Below are 20063 nucleotides of genomic sequence, written 5' to 3'. Positions count from 1 at the left end.
GCGATCGATGCCGCCAAAATAGGCGGAACGTTTTAGACTGGGGAGGTCAACGACACGAGGATTGGACTTATATGATCGCGCGTTACCACCAGGCCCTGAAAAACGAAACGACCGCCGGAGTCGTCCTCATTATCGGGGCGGTGCTCGCCCTGATCTGGGCGAATTTCCCGGTCCAGGGTGCGCGGAACGCGTACGATTCCCTCGCGAACACCTCCCTGTTTGAGTTGCACGGGCACGGGATGAGCCTCTCGCTCATCTCGGCCGACTTCCTGCTCGCCCTGTTCTTCTTCATCGTGGGCATGGAGCTCAAGCAGGAGTTTGTGGTCGGCTCGCTGCGCGACATCCGTAAGGCGCTGGTGCCGATCCTCGCCGCGGTGTTCGGCATGATCGGGCCGGTGCTCGTGTACGTGACCATCCAGCTGCTCTCCGCCGATCCGAACTGGAACGGCTGGGCCGTGCCGGTTGCCACCGACATCGCCTTCGCGCTCGGCGTGCTCGGCCTGTTTGGCAAGGGCCTGCCCATCGCGCTACGCACCTTCCTCATGACCCTCGCGGTGGTGGACGACCTGCTCGGCATCCTCATCATCGCGGTCTTCTTCTCCGACAACCTCAACTTCATTTACCTCGGGCTGTCGATCCTGGTGGTGGCCGCCTTCGGCACGCTCGCCCAGAAGCGCATCATCAAGTGGTACCTGCTGTGGCCGATCGGGCTGGTGGCCTGGTACTTCATGTTCTCCTCCGGCATCCACGCCACGATCGCCGGCGTGCTCATGGGCATGACCATCCCCGCCAAGAAGCTCGCCACAGAGAAGCTGCCGCTCACCGAGGAGCTCACCGAGAAGCTCGAGTTCTACTCCGCCGGCATCATCCTGCCCGTGTTCGCGTTCTTCGCGGCGGGCGTGAACGTGGTGGATTCCGGTGGCGTCATGGCGATGCTGACCGACCCGGCGGCCATGGGCATCTACCTCGGCCTGCCGCTGGGCAAGATGATCGGCATCACCGGCGGCGTGGCACTCATGGTGTACGTATTCAAACTCCAGCTGGGCAAGAACCTCTACATGGGCGACGTGAACGCGATGGCGTTCATCGCCGGCATCGGCTTCACCGTGTCGCTGCTGATCGCCACCCTGTCCTTCCCCGATCACGACCCGGCCGGCCCGCACGCCCGCGTGGCCGTGCTGCTCGGCACCCTCATCTCGCTCGTGGTCGGCGCGTTCTTCCTGCGCGGGCGTGCCAAGTGGCACCGCCACCACGCCCCGGTCTACGACTACGAGCACATGACCGAAAACCGCGCCACCCTGGAGCGCCACGAGGTGCTCGCCGACGACACGATCGAAGAGTCCTGGGGCGAGGTCCCCGGCGGCGAACCCGAGGTCGGGCCCGGCCACTACGACCGCTAGTCCGGCCAGTCCGGCCGCTGGGCCGGCTACGACCGCTCATCCAGCGGCCCGGGTGCTACGGTGCCCGGGCCGCTCGCGTTACAAGTGTGGAGGGTTGGGTTCGCGTGCGGCCCAGAGCGCCATCCCGTCAAGGATGTCGTGCTCGGAGGTCACCGCACTCGTCAGCGCCGTCGTGTTCTCCGTTTCGCGCTCGAGGCGGCGGATGATCTCCTGCCACACGAGCGATCCGGCGCCGATCACATCCACGCGCCCCGGGTGCATGAATCCGCGGGCCGCGCGCTCCTCGACGCTGGCGTGGATGAACCACTCGCACGCCTCGTCGATCTCCGCAAAGGGCAGGCGGGTGGCGTGGATGCGCTCGGGGTCGTAGACGTCGAGGTCGAGCGCCTTCGCCGTCACGGTCGTAATCGTGCCAGCCAGCCCGATGAGCGTGCGGGCCGCAGAGAAGTCGATGCCAGTGGCGTCCATTGCCGCGCGCACGTCGGCCCGCGCAGCCTCGATGCCCGCCTCCCCCGAATCCTTGAGGTGGCGCTCGTAAATCCGCACGCACCCCACGTCCATCGAGGCTGCGCCCAGCACGATGCCGTCGCTCCGGCCGAGCACGAACTCGGTGGACCCGCCGCCCAGGTCAACGGTGAGGAGCGGGTCATCGGCCGAGGCCAGCGCCGAGATCGCCCCCGTAAAGGACGCCCGCGCCTCCTCCTCGCCCGTCAGCACCTGGAGGTCAATGCCGAGACGCTCCCGGACGCCGTCGACGAACAACTGCCGGTTGGCAGCATCGCGCGTGGCGGACGTGGCCGCGAACCGGATCGACTCCACCCCGTGCTCGCGGCACTGTGCCGCGTAGTCATCCACGAACGTGAGCGTGCGGGCCAGGGCCTCCGGGTCAAAGCGCCCGGTCCGATCCACGCCCTGCCCCAGACGCGAGACCTCCATCCGGCGCACGACGTCGATCAGCTCGCCAGCCGCGGCATCGACGTCGGCGATCAACAGCCGGATCGAGTTCGTGCCGCAATCAATTCCGGCAACCCTCATTCCGCGCCCTCCTCAGCCGGATCCTGGCAGTGGCACACGGCGGTGTCCCAACCGACGAGGGCCAGGGCGTCGTCGCCAGCAGGGCACACCCCGGGGCCCACCGCGAGCGCGTAGCCCGCCAGCGCGTGCAGGCACTTGACGCGGTCCGGCATGCCGCCAGCCGAACGGTCCGCCAGGTGTTCCACGTCCTCCAGCAGGTTGCGCCGCTCAATGTAGGAGACGTGGGCGCGCTCGTGGGCGGCGCGGTAATCGGGGTCGTTCGCGAGGCGCTCGTTGAACGCCTCCATCTGCCCCGACGACTCGGCGCGCGAAATACGCTTCACCAACGCCGGCAGCGAGAGGTAGAAGAGCGTGGGGAACGGGGTCCCGTCGGGCAGGCGCGGATACGTGATCGTCACCGCGGGATTACCGCATGCGCACCGCGCCCCGATCCCCACCAGCCCACGCGGGTGCCGGCCGAGCTGCTCGGTCAACACCTCGACGTCGGTATCACGGATCGGGCTCGCATTCGCGGCAATCTGGCGCAGAATCTCAGGGGTAACCTGGGGCGTTTCATTCATAGCCCTAAGCCTACCTGCTAGCCTTCGCCCTCCTCATCGGCGGGCGGGGTCGTGGATGTCTCATCCTCGACCGGAGCCGTGTCGGTGGGGGTGGTGTCCTGCTCCGGCGTCGTTCCAATGAGCGGAATGTTCGACGGGTTGACCACCTCGCCCGCCGCGCCCGCGATCTGGATCGAATCCCACATCGTCTGGTAGAACGGCGTGGCCTGCCGGCGCCGATCGTTGACTTCCTTCGTCCGCTCCGCCCGGATCTCCTCCGGGGTGCCCTTCTCCGGGTCCGAGACGAGGTAGAGAGTCTCCCCTGGCATCACGTAGCCGAGCCGCTCGCGGGCCTGGGAGCGCACGAAGTCGTCATCCTGCCACCGCGCCAGCTCCTGCTCGAGCACCTCTACGCGGGCCGTGGTCTCCTGCAGCTGGCTCAGCAGCTCGCGCTTCTCCTGCTGCTGATTCAGGTACTGGTTGAGCGGACTCGCCACAATAATGATCCCCACCAGCGCGAACAGTGCCACCGCGAGCATGCGTACCGAAAACTGGCGGGTGCGTTCCCCCGACGAAAACCGCACGTTGAACTTCTTCGCGAAACGATCCTGGGATCCGCGGGAGCCGCCGGGGCGGTTGCTGCCGGACCGGGAGCTGGTTCGCGTGTTCGTGGTTCGGGTGCCGGTTCGCGTGCTGTTGGCGCGAGTACCGTCGGCCCGAGTCGAAGTGCCTGCCTCGTTCTTCCCCGCCCGCCGGGCACCCTTTCCCGACGACGTCGGCTTGCGCGTCTCCGGCCCCGACGACGCACTCTGGCGGCGCTGAGGGTCCTGGTTTCGCAGGTCCTCGCTATGGCGGCGGCGAGCCGCAGATGCCGCGGAATTCCGGGTAGGCCGGCGGCCGCCCTGGCCCCGGGCGGACGATGGTGGACGCCGCGAACTCATGGCTCCCAGTCTAAGGCCCGTCCGTCGTCAACCGGGAAAGGCCGATGGGCGCGCCACAGTCAGGCGCGTCTCAGCACGCCGGCGCAACAAAAGGGGTCCGGGGTCGGTTTCCCAACCCCGGACCCCTTTTTCAGGCTATGAACTTAAGCCTTGAAGCGCGGGAACGCGGAACGGCCGGCGTAGACGGCCGCGTCGTCGAGCTCCTCCTCGATGCGCAGGAGCTGGTTGTACTTGTTGACGCGCTCGCCACGAGCCGGAGCACCGGTCTTGATCTGGCCGGAGTTGGTGGCAACGGCGAGGTCGGCAATCGTGGTGTCCTCGGTCTCACCGGAGCGGTGCGAGGTCATCGACTTGTAGCCGGCGCGGTGGGCCATCTCCACGGCCTCGAGGGTCTCGGTGAGGGTACCAATCTGGTTCACCTTCACGAGCAGGGCGTTCGCCACATCCATCTCGATGCCCTTGGCGAGGCGCTCCGGGTTGGTGACGAAGAGGTCATCGCCGACGAGCTGGACGCGGTCACCGATACGCTCGGTGAGGGCCTTCCAATCCTCCCACTCGTCCTCCGAGAGCGGATCCTCAATGGAGACGATCGGGTAGTCGGTGATGAGCTTCTCGTAGTAGTCCACCATGTAAGCGGTATCCTTCTCGCCACCCTCGAACATGTACTTGCCATCCTTGAAGAACTCGGTGGAGGCAACGTCAAGTGCGAGAGCGACGTCGGCGCCCGGCTTGTAGCCAGCGCGCTCGATGGCCTCAACGATCAGATCGAGGGCCGCAGCGTTGGTCTCAAGGTTCGGGGCGAAGCCGCCCTCGTCACCCAGGCCGGTGGACAGGCCGCGCTCCTTGAGCACCGCCTTCAGCTCGTGGTAGACCTCGGCGCCCATGCGCAGGGCTTCCTTGAAGGTCGGAGCACCGATCGGGGCGATCATGAACTCCTGGATGTCAACGTTGGAATCGGCGTGCGAGCCACCGTTGAGGATGTTCATCATCGGGACGGGCAGAACGTGGGCGTTCGGGCCACCAAGGTAGGAGAAGAGCGAGAGGCCAGCGGACTCAGCGGAAGCCTTCGCCACAGCGAGCGAAACGCCGAGGATGCCGTTGGCACCCAGCTTGCCCTTGTTCGGGGTGCCATCGAGGTCACGCAGGATCTGGTCAATGTAGCGCTGCTCGGAGGCGTCGAGGCCGATGAGCTCCTCTTCCATCTCCTCGATCACGTTGGCAACAGCCTTCAAGGTGCCCTTGCCGCCGTAGCGGGCCTTGTCGCCATCACGAAGCTCAACCGCCTCGAAGGCGCCGGTCGATGCGCCGGACGGAACGCCAGCGCGGCCGTAGTGGCCGTCATCCAGCAGGACCTCAACCTCAACGGTGGGGTTGCCGCGCGAATCAAGAATCTCACGAGCGTGAACGGCTTCAATGTTTGCCACAAGAACTCCTTCTATAGGGTTACTTTCGGTACCGCAGCGGGACTGCACTACCTCCACCCACTATTGTCCTACGAATCACCGACAAAAGACACCGCCCCGCCCAGATCTCCCAACTTTTCATCTCCTGGGGCAATCCCTTGCTGTGACGCGACGCACGCGCGGGCGTCTTTCGTCCCGACTCCGCGCGGACTCGCCCCGCCCCGAGATCACCCACGCTCTCCCGGCACCCTTCTCACACCCGCTCCCGCCTACGGACCCGCCACCACTCAGGCCCTTGTCCCAGATCAGGCAAGTAGGACATACTATAGCTACAAACAATAGGACCGAGGTGGTGCACGATGCTGATCGATAGCGACGCTCTAGTCTCCATGCGCGACGCGAACCAGAACTTTTCCAAGGTCGCCAGACTGACCGACATCAAGGGGCAAGTGGTGATCCTCAAGAACAACAAACCCCATTTCATCTTGATGAAGTTCGACGACGCCGAGGCCTACCAGGCAGACCAGGCTCAACCTGAGGTTGCCGAGGATGTCCCGGATGAGCTCGTCATGCACATGGCAAAGCAGTTTGCCGACCGGTACAACCGTGCTCTGACAGAACTCTGGAGGGCATCACCCTGACGGCAACAAATGACGAGCTCATCGAGTTCGGCCTGACGGTCGCGAAGTGAGCCGACCTCCAATACATCACCCGGTGGTTGCTCGACCACACCATTGAGGAAGAGCACCCTACAAGCTGACAGCCAGACAAGAACCCTCGCAGGGTTTCCGGTGGCGGCGCCTGACAACCCGGCCCCATGCAGCCAGGCCCCGCACCCCACGCCAGCCGGCCCCACTGCCGCCCCGCGCCCGGCCTAACTGCCGATGCTCGCCAGCATCACCGAGTCGACCACCTGCTCCACGAATTGCACCACGGCGTCGCCCTCGATGACCTTTGCCGCGCCAAGCCGCCGCTCGTTCTCCACGGGCAGGGGCACAAGTAGCGTCCGGATGGCGGGCTTGGCGATCGCCTTCGGGTAGAGACGGCGCAGCCGCGCGTGGCGCGAATCGGGTAGCACCACGGGCGCGAAGCGCACGTTATTGCCCTGCATGACGATCTCCTCGATCCCCACGGACCGCACCTTCTCCCTCAGCTGGGCCAGCGTGAAGAGCCGCTCCACCTCCACGGGCACGGAGCCGTACCGGTCCACGAGTTCCTGGTGGATGTCGGCCCGTTGCGCCTCGGTCGTCGACGCGGCGATCTTCGTGTAGATCTCCAGCCGCAGCCGCTCGGACGTCACCCACGATTCGGGCACGTAGGCGTCCACCGGCAACTCGATGCGGGTTTCGGCGGCCTTCTCTGCCTCGGTGCGGGTGTCGCGCCCGGTCATCCCCGCCACGGCCTCGGAAACCATGCGGATGTACAGGTCAAAGCCAACCCCGGCGATGTGTCCGGACTGCTCCCCGCCCAGCAGGTTGCCGGCGCCGCGGATCTCCAGGTCCTTGAGCGCCACCTGGAAGCCGGCGCCGAGCTCGGTGTGAGCGGCGATGGTGCGCAGCCGCTCGATCGCGGTCTCGGTCATGGACCCGTCTCGCGGGTAGAGGAAGTAGGCGTATGCGCGCTCGCGCCCGCGCCCCACACGCCCGCGCAACTGGTGGAGCTGCGAAAGCCCGAGCTTGTGGGCATTTTCCACGATCAGCGTGTTGGCGTTCGAGATGTCGAGCCCGGTTTCCACGATCGTGGTACACACGAGCACGTCGATGTCCTTGTCCCAAAACTCTTGGATCACGGCCTCGAGTTGGTTCTCGCTCATTTTTCCGTGCGCGACGCCGATCCGCGCGTCGGGCACCAGTTCGGACAGGTGGGTCGCCACCCGGTTGATGGATTCGGTACGGTTGTGGACGTAGAAGACCTGCCCGTCGCGCAGGAGCTCGCGTTTGATGGCCGCCGCGATCTGCTGGTCCTCGTGCGCGCCCACATACGTGAGAATGGGGTGGCGCTCCTCGGGCGGGGTGGCAAGCGTGGACATCTGCCTCAGCCCCGTCACCGCCATTTCGAGCGTACGCGGGATCGGGGTGGCCGACATCGACAGCACGTCCACCGTGGGGTACATCTGCTTGAGGGTCTCCTTGTGCTCGACACCGAAGCGCTGCTCCTCGTCGATGATCACGAGCCCCAGGTCTTTGAACCGCACGTCGCCGGTGATGAGGCGGTGGGTTCCGATCACGACGTCGATCTCCCCGCGTCGCACCCCGTCCTTGACGTCCTCCGACTCCTTGTCCGTCTGGAAACGTGACAGGCCCGCCACTTTGACGGGAAATCCGGCGTAGCGCTCCTGGAAGGTCTCGAGGTGCTGCTGCACAAGCAGGGTGGTGGGCGCGAGGACCGCCACCTGCTTACCGTCCTGCACGGCCTTGAACGCGGCCCGGACGGCGATCTCGGTCTTGCCGTAGCCGACGTCGCCGGAGATGAGGCGGTCCATCGGCTCGGGTGCCTCCATGTCGCGCTTGACCTCTTCGATGGTGGAGAGCTGGTCCGGCGTCTCCACAAATTCGAAGGCGTCCTCCAGCTCGTGTTGCCACGGGGTGTCGGGGGCGAAGGCGTGGCCTTTGGTGGCCCGTCGCTGGGCGTAGAGCCGCACGAGCTCCTTCGCGATCTGCTTGACCGCGGCCCGCGCCTTTGACTTCGTCTTTTCCCAGTCAGCCCCGCCCATCTTGTTGAGGGTGGGCGCGTCGCCGCCGGCGTACTTCGAGATCTGGTCGAGCTGGTCGGTAGGCACCCACAGCTGGTCGCGTGCCTGCCCGCGCTTGGACGGAGCGTATTCAAGCACCACGTATTCGCGCTGTGTCCCGTTCGGCCCGCCCAGTTTGCGCTTGGCGAGCTGGACGAATTGCGCGACGCCGTGGCGCGCGTGCACCACGTAGTCGCCCGGCTTGAGCTGCAGAGGGTCGACAGCGTTCTTGCGCCGCTTCGGCATCTGCCGCTGTTGGGCCGACCTCGAGCGCTTGCGCCCGATGAGCTCACTCGCACCCAGCAGGGCGAACTTTTCGGCGTCGGCGATGAACCCGGACTGGACGGGCGCGGTAACGATCTCGACGACCCCGGGCCGCACCTCGCCCAGGTCCTCGGAGAAGCGGGCGGGCACGTCGGCGTCGGAAAGCTGTTCGACCAGGCGGCGCCCCAAACCCGCGCCCTCGACCGCCACAACGATCCGCCACTGCTGGCGGGCCTTGTGGCCGAGCTCGCGAAGGGCGGCGTCGACGTCGCCGGCGAAGTTGCGTGGCTCGCGCAGGGGCAGCTGAACGGTGTCCTCACCTGCGAACCCGCCGAGCCTCCACCAGCCCAGGCCGAGCTCGCGCGCATGGGCGCGCACGTCCGGGATCTCAAGGAAGGATGCCTTCGATACCGAGATCGGGATCTCGCCGCCGGCCGCCGCCGAGGACCACGCCGCCGCCAGGAACTCCTCCGTGGTCTCCTGAAGGGACTGCGCGCGGGCCTCGATCCGCTCCGGCTCAATCATGATGATCCGCGCGGTGGCGGGCAGCTCGTCGACGAACGGGTGCATCTGCTCCACCAGCACCGGCTGTAGCGACTCCATGCCCTCCACCGCGATCCCGTTCGCGATCCTGTCGAGCATGTCCACCGCGCCCGGCAGCTCCGTGAGGGCCTGGGCGGCACGCGAGCGAACGTCGTCGTTGAGCAGCAATTCCCGGCACGGCGGGGCGTACAGGTGCCCGACGTCGTCCAGTGAACGCTGGTCGGCTACGGCGAAGGAGCGGATCTCTTCCACCTCATCGCCGAAGAATTCGACTCGCAACGGGGAGTCGGAGGTGGGCGGAAAGACGTCGATGATCCCGCCGCGCACGGCGAACTGCCCGCGCGCCTCGATCATGTCCACCCGCTCGTAGGCGGCAGCGACCAGGCGTTCTTGCAGGTCATCGAAGTCGACGACGTCGCCCACGGCCAGCCGCACCGGCGCCAGTTCGCCCAGCCCAGCCGCGATCGGCTGGAGGAAGGCACGGATCGGCACGAGTAGCACGCGCAGCTCGGGGAAGTCTTCGGGGTGAGCAAGGCGGCGCAGGGTGGTCAGGCGCTCGGCCACCGTGTCCGAGCGGGGCGAAAGGCGCTCGTGCGGGAGGGTTTCCCACGCGGGGAAAATCGCCATCTTCTCGGCCGGGACGTAGGCGCGCAGGGCGTCGCGCAGGTCCTCGGCTTCGCGTCCCGACGCCGTCACCGCCACCTGTAGCCGACCGTCCCCCGAGGCCAGGAGCTCAGCGATCGCTGGGGCGAAGGCGCCACGCGGCATACCGAAGTCGGCGAAGCGGGAGTTCGCGCGCGAGGACAGCGTGTCCTGGTCGGCGAGGATTGAAAGAACGGGGCGCAGATCCATGAGGTCCTTAAAGCTACCGGGTTACTTGGTGTGAAGGCGCATGGTGGCCTTGTCCAGGCCAAGGAGGAGGACGTCTTCGACAGCGTCGGCCGCGAGCGCAATGAGCAGGTCGACCTCCTTGTCCTCCTTCGAGGAGAAGGGGGAGAGCACGAAGTCGGCCGGATCCTGGCGGCCCGGCGGGCGGCCCACGCCGAAACGGAGGCGGATGTAGTCCTGCGTGCCGAGCGACTGCGTGATCGACTTGAGGCCATTGTGGCCGCCAGACCCACCGCCGCGCTTGAGTTTGAGCTGGCCGAAGGGCAGGTCAAGCTCGTCGTGAACAACGATCAGGTCCTCCGGGGCCACCTTGTAGTACTTGAGCAGCGAGCTGACCGGCCCGCCCGAGGTGTTCATGTAGCCGTTAGACACGCCGAGCACCACCGGCTCCCCCGGCTGACCAGGGCCGATGCCGATCCGTACCGACGCCGCCCGCGTGTTCGACTGCTTGTGCATCGACAGCGACGAACCCGCCCTGCGAGCCAGCTCGTGGATCACGTGCTGGCCGATGTTGTGGCGCGTGGCTTCATACTTGGGCCCCGGGTTGCCTAGGCCAATGACTGCAAACATTTTCCCTCCACCGAAACTTTACCAACGATGCCCGCCCCCGATCTATCGGACGGCCGGCGCACTGCCAGAAAGCCGCTTGTGCACTGCCAGAAAGCAGCCAGAAAATGGGGCAGGGCTCGCCCCACGGGCGAGCCCTGCGCAAGATTGGCTGATGTGCGCCTTGCTTACTCGGCGTCCTCGGCCGGAGCCTCCTCAGCCGGAGCCTCGGCGGCGTCGCCTTCCTCGGCCTCGGGCAGCGCCTCAACCTGCGGAACGGCCACAACCACCACGACCTCGTCCTCCGGCAGGTCGGTGGTGACGTCGGTCGGGAACTTCACGTCGGCGATGGTGATGTTGGTGCCATCTTCCACGCCCTCGACGTCAATGACAATCGCCTCGGGGATCTCCTGGACCGGGACCTCGACCGGCAGGACCATAAGCTCGATGGTTGCGATCGCGTCGCCCATGGGCTCGCCCTCAACGACGACCGGAACTTCAACGGCCACCTTCTCGCCGGCCTTCACGCGCAGCAGATCGAGGTGCTCGATGTTGCGGGTGAGCGGGTTGCGCTGCACGTCCTTGACCATGACCAGTTGCTCGACGTCGTCTGACTTGAGGGTGAGCAGCGCGTTGGGGTTGCCGCGGACCATGAGGAACGCGTCGTGGTAGTCGACAACGTAGTGCTTGGGCTCAGCGCCGTGGCCGTAGACGACGACGGGCAGGCCGCCCTCCCGGCGGATGCGGCGCGACGCGCCCTTACCGAACTCAGTACGCTCGGCGATCTGAAGAATCTGCTTTTCCATGTCTATCTCCTGTTCTACTAGGCTCACGCGCTGTGAGCGGATGGCCCCGATACGGAGGCTACGCCAGGCATAGACACCGCGTCGATAACGGAAGCACGCGCTTCCCTCGCCGAGGCAACCCCATTATCCTACCGTCCGCCTTGCCGATTCCGGAAACAGGTGGGGGAATTTCACAGCGCACGACGCCGCCCGCGGGCCCGCGCCCAACACCAGACTTGCGCCGAGCACCCGCCCGCGTCCCACGCTAGGCGTGAGCGCCGTCAAACAGACTGGTGACCGAACCGTCGTTGAAGACCTCCTGGATGGCGCGGGCCAGGACCGGCGCGATCGGCAGGATGGTCAGCTGTGGGAAGCGCTTCTCCACGGGGATGGGTAGCGTGTCGGTGAGGATCACCTCGCGCACGCCGCAGTCCGCCAGGCGCTGGGCGGCCGGGTCGGAGAGCACGCCGTGGGTGGCGGCGATGATGACGTCCTTAGCGCCGGCCTCGAGTACCACGCGCACGGCCCCCGCGATGGTGCCGGCGGTGTCAATGAGGTCGTCCACGATGACGGCGGTGCGGCCCACCACGTCACCCACCACGCGGTTCGCGGTGGCCTGGTTGGGGCGGGTGATGTCGCGGGTCTTGTGCACGAAGGCGAGCGGGACGCCGCCGAGGCGCTCGCCCCACTGCTCGGCAACCTTGATGCGCCCGGCGTCAGGAGAGACGATGACGGACTCGTGCGGCTCGATGCGGGTGCGCACGTAGTTCACCAGCGTGGGCATGGCCCACAGGTGGTCCACCGGCCCGTCGAAGAAGCCCTGGGACTGGGCGGCGTGTAGGTCCACCGACATGATGCGGTCCGCGCCGGCCGTCTTGAACAGGTCCGCCATGAGACGGGCCGAGATCGGCTCGCGGCCCTTGTGCTTCTTGTCCTGGCGGGCGTAGGGGTAAGAGGGCACGACCACCGTGATGCGCTTGGCCGAGGCTCGCTTTGCGGCGTCGACCATAATGAGGGTCTCCATGATCCACTTGTTGACCGGGACCGTGATGGACTGGAGGACGAACACGTCCGAGCCGCGCAGCGATTCGTCGAATCGCACGTAGATTTCGGAGTTTGCGAAATCGTAGGCGGTGACGGGCAGGAGGTCGATTCCGAGTTCGTCAGCCACCGCCTTCGCCAGCTCGGGGTGAGCGCGCCCGCTCGCCAGAACCAGATGCTTCGCGCCGCTGGCGTGAATTCCCGTCATTCCACTTCCCTTTTCTTCGGCCGCGTCCGCGGTGCCTGAGTGATACTTCCCACCCTACCCCGCGTCAGTGAGGCCCGGTGGGCCCTTCTTACTTGTTGGTGTTACGCGTGCTGAATGGCGAGACTACCTCGCCGGGTGCGATCTTTGTGCCGACGACGACCGCGTGGGCCACAACCGCCCTCTCCCCCACGTCCACCGAGTCAAGTTCGGTGTTCGGACCGACGACGGCGAATGCGGCCACTCGCGTGGTCCCGCGCAGGACGGCGCCGGGCTGGACGATCGAGTCGGGTTCGAGGCGGACATCGACGTCGACGTGGGTGGTGGCCGGGTCGACGATGTGGACGCCGGTGCGCATCCAGGCTTCCTGAATGCGGCGGTTCTTCTCCGCGCGCAGGGAGGCGAGCTGGACCAGGTCGTTGACGCCCTCGGCCTGGACGGAATCCTCCAGGACGAAGGAACCGACGCCCGCGCCGAGCTCGTGAGCCCGGGCGACGACGTCGGTCAGGTACATCTCCCCCTGGGAGTTGTTCGTGTCGAGCGTGTCGAGGGATTCGCGCAGGAAGGCGATGTCGAAGACGTAGGTGGAGGTGCCGATCTCGCGAATCTTGAGCTGTTCGGGCGTGGCGTCCTTATGCTCGACGATCCCGATCACTCCCCCAGCTTCATCGCGCATGATGCGGCCGTAGCCGGTGGCGTCCTCGACCACCGTGGAAAGCACGGTGACGGCGTTGGAGCCTGCGCGGTGAACACGGGCGAGCTCGGCGAGCGTGTCCGCGGTGAACATCGGCGAGTCGCCCGCCATGATGAGCACCGAACCCTCGAGGTTGGCCGGCAGGCCCTGGAGTCCACACCACGCGGCGCGTCCGGTGCCCTTGATGTCGTCCTGATCGACAATCGTGGCGCCCGGGTTGATCTGGGAGATGTGGGCGGCAACCTGCTCGCGCTCGTGGCGCACCACGAAAACGATGTGCTGGGCACCAGCCCCGACGACGGCGTCGTTGGCATGCCCCACCAAAGAGCGGCCGTTCATCGGTAGAAGCACCTTGGGGATCGAGGACTTGATGCGGGTGCCCTTGCCAGCTGCAAGGACGATCGCTGCGGTGAGTTCGGCCATGATTCCTCCTGGGGTCAGCGCTCCGCCACTAGGATTCGAACCTAGACAAAGGGTTCCAAAGACCCGTGTGCTGCCATTACACCATGGCGGAATTCCCTACCATTGTGCCAGTTTCCGCCCCGTGTTTTCCAATCAAGCCGGGGTGGTCTTAGCAATGTCGGTGGCATTTGAGATAATGGGAACATGACAACTGAGCCCACCGCAGATCCTCGGCCAAAGCGTTCACGGATGTCGCGTATTCAACGGCGCGAACAGCTGATCGGCATCGGCCGCCACCTGTTTGCCGCCCACGGCTTTGACGCCGTGTCAGTGGAGGAGATTGCCACCGCGGCCGGCGTATCCAAGCCGGTCATCTACGAGCACTTCGGCGGCAAGGAAGGCCTGTACCAAGTGATCGTGGACCGGGAGACCACGGCACTGTACGAGCTGCTACAAGAAAAGGTCCGCCCGGCACTCGCCCCGCGCGAGGCGCTCGAAGGCTCGATCCTGGCGATGCTCGACTACATCGAGGTCAACCCGGATGGCTTCGGGCTGCTGGTCCACCAGTCGCCGCAGGCGATTGCGGGCGCGCAGTTCTCCACGATCATGTCCGACATGGGCGAATACCTCACGGAGCTGCTGGCCGCCTACTTCGACCACCTGGGCTTCGACGTGGAAACGGCGCCGCTGTACGCCCAGATGCTGGCTGGCGCGGTGGGCACGATGGGCCAGATCTGGGCCAATGACAAGGCGCCGGAGAAGGAGGTCCTCGCCGCCCACCTGGTCAACCTCATGTGGAACGGGCTGCGCGGGCTGGAGCACGAACCGACCCTAGAGCTTTCGGGGCGCGAGTAAGTAGCGCGATCAGAGCCGCGTTCCCGCCGCCCGCACCCCGCCGCGCTACCCTTGACCTATAGGCTCGCACGAACCCTAAGGAGGATCATGAGTCTTGACATTCACCAACTCTACAAGCGCTTTGGGAAGACCCAGGCGCTTGACGGGATGAACTTCACCGTTCATCCAGGCGAGCTTTATGGTTTCGTCGGCTCCAACGGCGCCGGCAAGACCACCACGATGCGCATCGCCCTGGGCGTGCTCAGCACCGATTCGGGCGAGGTCTCGCGCGATGGCAAGCCGCTCACCTTCGAGGACCGCCAGCGCTTTGGGTACATGCCCGAGGAGCGCGGCCTGTACCCGAAGATGAAGGTGGGCGAGCAACTGATCTACTTCGCGCGCCTGCACGGCCTGTCAGAATCCGAGGCGAGGACGGCGATGGAGTACTGGACGGAGCGGCTCGGCGTTCACATGCGCCGCGGCGATGAGGTCCAGGCCCTGTCGCTCGGCAACCAGCAGCGCGTGCAGCTCGCGGCGGCCCTCGTTCACAACCCTGAGGTGCTGGTGCTCGACGAGCCCTTCTCCGGCCTCGACCCGCTCGCCGTGGCCGACATGAGCACCGTGTTGCGCGAAAAGGCGGAGGCCGGAGCCACGGTGGTCTTCTCCTCCCACCAGCTCGATCTGGTGGAGCGCCTGTGCGACCGCGTGGGCATCGCCTCGCTCGGCAAGATCGCCGCCGAGGGCACGATCGACGAGTTGCGCTCTTCCGGCTCCGACACGCTCCTTGAGCTCGAGGTTCCCGACGCCACCGCCACGGCTGGCGCCATTCGCGGGCTTGGTCTTACTCCCGAGGTGGAGCGGAACCACGTGCGCGTGCGGCTGACGGGAGCGGTCACCGACCAGCAGGTGCTGCAGGCGGCGATGGGCGCCGGCGCGGTCCACGGGTTTACGCACGTGCGACCCACGCTCACCGACCTGTTTGGCAACATCGTCCAGGTGCCCGAACCGCAGCCCGAAGAGACGAAACCGAAGAAGGGCCTCCTTGGCCTGTTTGGAGGTAAGAAGTAATGCTCGTTCACATCATGAAGCGCGAATTCACCACGATGGCACGCTCGAAGGCCATGGTTATCTCGATCGCGGTCATGGCGGCTCTCATCCTTCTTGGTAGCTTTGCCGCCCGCTACTTTTTGAACGACGACTCCGGCTCCGATCCGGCCGACCCCGACACGGTGACCATCGCCGTGGAGGAGCAAATGAGCGACTACGCGCCCTACCTGGAGAAGGTAGGGGCGGGCTCGATCGCGACCGAGCCGATCGACTCGGGTGGCGCCAAGTCCTACCTCGAAGCCCGGCACGAGGCGGACGAACCCAACGCGGCCGTGCTCACGGGCACACCGGGCGATCCCAGCCTGATGGTGCCCGGCAACGCGGCTGAGGGCGTGGATCCGGTGGTCACGAACGTGACGAACCTGGCCGCCACCGCCTACCTGGTCGAATCGAAGGGCGTAACGCTGACCGACGCCGACTACGGCGAGCTGGCCGCCTCCGTGGCCGTGATGCCCACGTTCGTCTCCTTCGACTCGGGCTTCCTCATGGCGACCGACCCGGTCGGCTACTTCACCTCGCTCGCGGGCATCTTGATCCTGTTCATGATGATCATGATGGGCATGACCACGATCGCCAACGGCGTGGTGCAGGAAAAGTCCTCGCGCGTGGTGGAGATCCTGCTGACCTCGGTACGCCCGCGCACGCTCCTGCTCGGCAAGATCCTCGGCATTGGCGCGTTCTTGCTCGTACAATTCGCTATCCTTGGCGCGTCGATCTACATCGGCCTCCAGATTGCCGGCGTCAACTTCTCGATCAACATCGGCAGTTACCTGGGCTGGATGCTCGTGTGGCTGATCCTAGGCTTCTTCTTCTACGCGATGCTCATGGGCGCCTTCGCCTCACTGGCCTCGCGCCAGGAGGACCTGGGCGCGGTCACCACGCCGCTGACGCTCGGCATGCTCATCCCGTTCTACCTCGCCCTGTTCATGGTGCCCTCCGCGCCGGATTCGGTGTGGACGAAGGTAATGTCCATGATTCCCGGCATCAGCCCGTTCATGATCCCGGTGCGCCAGGCCTACGGCGCGGTGCCGGTGGGTGAGATGGTGCTCGCGGCCGGGTTGGGCCTGGTGGCGATCCCGCTGGTGGCGATGGTGGCCGGCAAGATCTACTCCAACTCGATCCTGCACACGGGCAAGCGACTCTCCCTGGCCCAGGGCTTCCGCGGCCAGTAAGGCGGCGGCCCTGCCCCGCCGTGGCGGAAGCCCCGGATTTCCGCAGATGCTATACAAAACCGCAAGATGCTGCACTAATTTACGGTAATTTAGTGCAGCATCTTGCGGTTTAGTGCAGCAGATGCACGCCGTGGCCCGGCGGCAGGCCGCGCGGGGCCGCGCCTACTTGCCGGCCGGCTCCGCGGGCTTGATCTTCAGGTCTACGAGGGTGAGCAGCATGTCGCGCAGGTAGCCGGCTGCCCGCTCGTTTTGTTCGTCGGCGAACTGGGCCAGGATATCGTGCTCGATCTCAAGCAGGTCGGCCATCGCCTCGTCGACAGCCGTGAGTCCCTTCTTCGTGGCGGCCACCTTGACCACGCGCCCGTCGTCGGGAGCTGACTTGCGCTTGACCAGCCCGCGGGCTTGCATGCGGTCGATCCGGTTGGTGATCGTGCCGGAGGAGACGAACGTGTCTTTCATGAGCTGACCGGCCGTGAGTACGTGGGCGGGGTCGCGGCGCAGGGCGGCGAGCATCTCAAACTCCCAGGTCTCGAGCCCGTGGCGCGCGTAGACCGCTTTGCGCACCTTCGTAAAGTGCCGGTTCACCCGCAAGAGCCGGGAAAAAATCTCCAGGGGCTCGACATCAAAGTCGGGGCGTTGGGCGCGCCAGGCCGCTACAACGCGGTCCACCTCATCGTGCTTGTCCATGCCGAGAGTTTACTTCACATCGAGATAAACGTGAAGTCACCCGTAGTATTCGGCGCGCTCCCCCGCCTCGAGCCACTCCAACTCCAGGCCCTCGAGCTCGTCCTTCAGCGCCACGATTTCCTTGCCGAGGGCGGCCAGGCGCTCGTAGTCGCCCGTCTCCCCCACGGTCGCCGCGACCTCGCCCTGCGCCACACCCAGCTTCTCGATCTTGTCCCGCACGCGCCCCATCTTCCGCTCGGCGCGCTCCATGTCCTTGCGCGCCTCGCGCTCCTTGGCCGCGTTCTTTAGCGGAGCTGCGCCCGCCGGTGCCATGTCCGACGACGCCGTCGCCCCACCCGCGCCCAAGCCACTAGCCGCGCCCGCCTCGGCCGCCTCGGAGAGCTGGAGGTACTGATCCACGCCACCGGGCAGGTCGCGCACCTGCCCACCCATCACGGCGACCTGGTGGTCGGTGGTCCGTTCGAGCAGATAGCGGTCGTGCGAGACAACCACCAGGGTGCCTGGCCACGTGTCGAGCAGGTCCTCAATTGCGGCAAGGGTGTCGGTGTCCAGGTCGTTGGTGGGTTCGTCGAGCAGGAGCACGTTGGGCTCGCGCATGAGCAGGCGGAGGAACTGCAGGCGGCGTCGTTCACCACCCGACAGGTCGGCCACGGGAGTCCACGCACGCTCGCGGGTGAAGCCGAGCCGCTCCACCAGCTGCGAGGCGGAGACCTCCTTGCCGCCCACCATCATGTGGGTGGCCACGTCCGCCACGGACTCGACCACCCGGCGGTGAGCGACCTCGTCGAGCTCTTTCGTGTCCTGGCTGAGCACCGCCAGCTCCACCGTCTTGCCGCGCTTGACCGCGCCCTCGGTCGGCTCGAGCGCGCCCGCGATCAGTCCGAGCAGAGAGGACTTTCCGGCGCCGTTGCGTCCGAGGATCCCCACGCGCTCGCCGGGCGCGAGCCGCAGCGTGACGTCCCGCAAGACGGGCTCAACCCGCCCGGGCCAGGCGAAGGTCACGTCCTCAAGGTCCACCACCTTCTTGCCCAGGCGCGTGGTGGCCATCTTGGTCAGCTCCACGGTGTCACGCGGCGGCGGCTCGTTCGCGATGAGCTCGTTGGCCGCCTCGATGCGGAACTTGGGCTTGGACGTGCGAGCGGGCGCGCCCCGGCGCAGCCAAGCCAGCTCCTTGCGCAGCAGGTTCGCCCGCTTTTCGGCCGCCTGGGCCGCAAGACGCTGCCGCTCGGCACGCTGGAGGATGTAGGCGCCATACCCGCCCTCATAGGTTTCCACGTGTCCGGGCACGGGCGCGCGCCCGCCGGCGCCGTCGTTGCCGGGCACCACCTCCCACAGCCGCGTGCAGACGGCGTCAAGGAACCAGCGGTCATGCGTGACGACGACTAGCGCACCCTCCCCGCGCGCGAAACGCTCGTTCAGGTAGGCGGCCAGGTAGGTCACGCCCTCGATGTCCAGGTGGTTGGTGGGCTCGTCGAGCACGACGACGTCGGCATCCCGCACCAGCGTCGCCGCCAGGGCCACGCGCCGGCGCTGCCCGCCGGAGAGTTGGCCGAGTGGCCGGTCGAGGTCGACCTCCGGAATGAGGCCCGCATGGAGCTCGCGAACGCGCGCGTCCGAGGCCCACTCGAAGGTCGCGGCATCCCCGTGAATGGCATCGCGGACAGTGAGGTCGGGGTCGAGGCCGTCACGCTGAGAAAGCACGGCGAAGCGGGTGCCGCCGCGGACGGTGACGCGGCCGGTGTCGGGCTCGAGGGCACGGGTGAGGAGGCGCAGCACGGTAGTCTTGCCGCCACCATTCGGGCCCACGATGCCGATGCGGTTGCCGTCTTCGAGGGAGAGGTTGAGGCCGCCGACGATCGGCCGGGACCCGAGCGAGACTCCGACCTCCTCCATGCCCAGGATGTGCGCCACTACTCGGCCATCCTGACGTGTGCGCCGGCGGTGGGGCCGTAGGCGATGTGGACGTCGTAGGGGAAGTCGGCGCGCATCTGCGCAGCGAGCTCCTCGGCCTGCTCGGGCGAGGTAAGCACGGCGATCGTGGGTCCGGACCCGGAGAGGACGACAGCGCGGCCGGCGGCTTCGATAAGCTCAATCTCCGCGCCGATCTCGGGGCGAAGCGCGCAGGCGGGGGCCTGGAGGTCGTTGGCGAGGAGGGCGGCCACGGTGTCGATCGCGGGGCCGGCGAGAGCGGCACGCAATTCGGCGGTGTCGGCGGGCTCGCCCGCACCTGGGTACATCGCGTCGAACTGGCGGAAAACGGCGGGCGTGGACAGGCCGTGCTCGCGCGTGAGCAGCACCCACGCATGCATCGCCCCGGCCCGCAGCGGCGCAAGTTCTTCCCCGCGCCCGACGCCGTGGGCCAGGCCACCCATGAGCGCGAACGGCACGTCCGAGCCCAGTTCCCCGCCAATCGCCCGCAGCTCCTCGGCGCTCAGCCCGAGCCCCCACAGCTCGTTGAGGGCCACGAGGGTGGCGGCGGCGTCGGCGGAACCCCCGGCCATCCCCCCGGCCACGGGGATGCGCTTGGTGATGCGGATGTTGGCGCCGGCCGGGCAGTCCAAGCCCACCTCGCGCGCGCGGGACTGCAGAGCACGGCCGGCGCGGATAGCCAGGTTCGACTCATCGGTCGGTAGGTCCTCCCCCAGCCCAGAGATGGACACGGTGAGCTCGGGCGCGGGCCGTACCTCGACGTCGTCGAAGATGTCGATCGCTTCGAAGACCGTGTCGAGGGGGTGAAAGCCGTCGGGACGCGGGCCGCCGACGCGCAGGGCCAGGTTCACTTTTGCGGGGGCGGAAACTAAGACTCGTTGCACGTGTCGTATTCTAGCGGTTCTCGCCGGCGGCGG

The 20063-nt window shown here is 66.7% G+C and carries 18 protein-coding genes and 1 tRNA gene; 6 read left to right on the top strand and 13 right to left on the bottom strand.

Annotation, left to right across the window (positions count from 1 at the left end):
• Positions 1–71: 71 nt before the first annotated feature.
• Positions 72–1400 carry a Na+/H+ antiporter NhaA gene (gene nhaA, locus HMPREF3174_RS08145; protein WP_068538761.1) on the top strand — a complete coding sequence of 443 codons (1329 nt, stop codon included), beginning with the start codon at positions 72–74 and terminating at the stop codon, positions 1398–1400.
• A gap of 78 nt (positions 1401–1478) precedes the next feature.
• Here the strand turns inward: nhaA and HMPREF3174_RS08140 are convergent, their stop codons facing one another.
• The 3 genes from HMPREF3174_RS08140 to HMPREF3174_RS09305 are packed head-to-tail and all read right to left on the bottom strand — an operon-like array spanning position 1479 to position 3513.
• Positions 1479–2435 (bottom strand): Ppx/GppA phosphatase family protein, encoded by a 957-nt coding sequence (locus HMPREF3174_RS08140; RefSeq protein ID WP_068538760.1) that lies wholly within the window; start codon positions 2433–2435, stop codon positions 1479–1481.
• Positions 2432–2995: a DUF501 domain-containing protein gene (locus HMPREF3174_RS08135; protein ID WP_082661218.1), complete on the bottom strand. Its 564-nt coding sequence runs from the start codon at positions 2993–2995 to the stop codon at positions 2432–2434. The genes HMPREF3174_RS08140 and HMPREF3174_RS08135 overlap by 4 nt, the downstream gene beginning before the upstream one ends.
• A gap of 17 nt (positions 2996–3012) precedes the next feature.
• Positions 3013–3513, bottom strand: a complete 501-nt coding sequence (locus HMPREF3174_RS09305; protein WP_143602029.1) for an FtsB family cell division protein — start codon at positions 3511–3513, stop codon at positions 3013–3015.
• On the opposite strand from HMPREF3174_RS09305, the gene HMPREF3174_RS09300 reads away from it, so the two are divergent.
• Positions 3512–3796 carry a hypothetical protein gene (locus tag HMPREF3174_RS09300; RefSeq protein WP_143602027.1) on the top strand — a complete coding sequence of 95 codons (285 nt, stop codon included), beginning with the start codon at positions 3512–3514 and terminating at the stop codon, positions 3794–3796. The two genes, HMPREF3174_RS09305 and HMPREF3174_RS09300, sit on opposite strands and share 2 nt — an antisense overlap.
• Positions 3797–4058: 262 nt before the next feature.
• On the opposite strand, the gene eno is transcribed toward HMPREF3174_RS09300, so the two are convergent.
• A complete protein-coding gene (gene eno, locus HMPREF3174_RS08125; protein WP_062614007.1) occupies positions 4059–5339 on the bottom strand; it encodes a phosphopyruvate hydratase in 1281 nt (426 codons plus the stop codon).
• A 338-nt stretch (positions 5340–5677) separates the two neighbouring features.
• Here eno and HMPREF3174_RS08120 point away from each other — a divergent pair, with 338 nt between their 5' ends.
• A complete protein-coding gene (locus tag HMPREF3174_RS08120) occupies positions 5678–5959 on the top strand; it encodes a type II toxin-antitoxin system Phd/YefM family antitoxin (protein ID WP_062614006.1) in 282 nt (93 codons plus the stop codon).
• A 233-nt stretch (positions 5960–6192) separates the two neighbouring features.
• Here the strand turns inward: HMPREF3174_RS08120 and mfd are convergent, their stop codons facing one another.
• From mfd to HMPREF3174_RS08090, 6 genes are all read right to left on the bottom strand, one after another.
• Complete coding sequence (mfd, locus tag HMPREF3174_RS08115; protein ID WP_070448358.1) at positions 6193–9708, bottom strand: transcription-repair coupling factor; 3516 nt, start codon at positions 9706–9708, stop codon at positions 6193–6195.
• 21 nt (positions 9709–9729) lie between these two features.
• On the bottom strand, positions 9730–10314 hold the full coding sequence (gene pth / locus HMPREF3174_RS08110) for an aminoacyl-tRNA hydrolase (RefSeq protein WP_062614004.1): 585 nt from the start codon (positions 10312–10314) through the stop codon (positions 9730–9732).
• Positions 10315–10478: 164 nt separating this feature from the next.
• Positions 10479–11096: a 50S ribosomal protein L25/general stress protein Ctc gene (locus HMPREF3174_RS08105; RefSeq protein WP_062614003.1), complete on the bottom strand. Its 618-nt coding sequence runs from the start codon at positions 11094–11096 to the stop codon at positions 10479–10481.
• Positions 11097–11340: 244 nt separating this feature from the next.
• Positions 11341–12324: a ribose-phosphate diphosphokinase gene (locus tag HMPREF3174_RS08100; RefSeq protein WP_062614002.1), complete on the bottom strand. Its 984-nt coding sequence runs from the start codon at positions 12322–12324 to the stop codon at positions 11341–11343.
• Between the two features lie 88 nt (positions 12325–12412).
• Positions 12413–13438 carry an NTP transferase domain-containing protein gene (locus HMPREF3174_RS08095; RefSeq protein ID WP_070448357.1) on the bottom strand — a complete coding sequence of 342 codons (1026 nt, stop codon included), beginning with the start codon at positions 13436–13438 and terminating at the stop codon, positions 12413–12415.
• A gap of 20 nt (positions 13439–13458) precedes the next feature.
• Positions 13459–13529 (bottom strand) — tRNA-Gln (locus HMPREF3174_RS08090).
• A 137-nt stretch (positions 13530–13666) separates the two neighbouring features.
• On the opposite strand from HMPREF3174_RS08090, the gene HMPREF3174_RS08085 reads away from it, so the two are divergent.
• From HMPREF3174_RS08085 to HMPREF3174_RS08075, 3 genes are all read left to right on the top strand, one after another.
• On the top strand, positions 13667–14272 hold the full coding sequence (locus tag HMPREF3174_RS08085; protein WP_068538757.1) for a TetR/AcrR family transcriptional regulator: 606 nt from the start codon (positions 13667–13669) through the stop codon (positions 14270–14272).
• Between the two features lie 87 nt (positions 14273–14359).
• Positions 14360–15319 (top strand): ABC transporter ATP-binding protein, encoded by a 960-nt coding sequence (locus HMPREF3174_RS08080; protein ID WP_068538756.1) that lies wholly within the window; start codon positions 14360–14362, stop codon positions 15317–15319.
• A complete protein-coding gene (locus HMPREF3174_RS08075) occupies positions 15319–16530 on the top strand; it encodes an ABC transporter permease (protein ID WP_070448356.1) in 1212 nt (403 codons plus the stop codon). Before HMPREF3174_RS08080 ends, HMPREF3174_RS08075 begins: the two co-directional genes overlap by 1 nt.
• Positions 16531–16692: 162 nt before the next feature.
• Here the strand turns inward: HMPREF3174_RS08075 and HMPREF3174_RS08070 are convergent, their stop codons facing one another.
• The 3 genes from HMPREF3174_RS08070 to HMPREF3174_RS08060 are packed head-to-tail and all read right to left on the bottom strand — an operon-like array spanning position 16693 to position 20030.
• Positions 16693–17217, bottom strand: coding sequence for a MarR family winged helix-turn-helix transcriptional regulator (locus tag HMPREF3174_RS08070; RefSeq protein WP_062613997.1), 525 nt, complete (start codon positions 17215–17217; stop codon positions 16693–16695).
• Between the two features lie 36 nt (positions 17218–17253).
• Positions 17254–19128, bottom strand: coding sequence for an ABC-F family ATP-binding cassette domain-containing protein (locus tag HMPREF3174_RS08065; RefSeq protein ID WP_180947737.1), 1875 nt, complete (start codon positions 19126–19128; stop codon positions 17254–17256).
• Positions 19128–20030, bottom strand: coding sequence for a 4-(cytidine 5'-diphospho)-2-C-methyl-D-erythritol kinase (locus HMPREF3174_RS08060; protein WP_070445694.1), 903 nt, complete (start codon positions 20028–20030; stop codon positions 19128–19130). Before HMPREF3174_RS08060 ends, HMPREF3174_RS08065 begins: the two co-directional genes overlap by 1 nt.
• Positions 20031–20063: the final 33 nt, after the last annotated feature.

Source organism: Trueperella sp. HMSC08H06 (assembly GCF_001808465.1).
Taxonomy (GTDB): Bacteria; Actinomycetota; Actinomycetes; order Actinomycetales; family Actinomycetaceae; genus Trueperella; species Trueperella bernardiae.
This window is presented reverse-complemented; position numbering and strand designations above follow the sequence as displayed.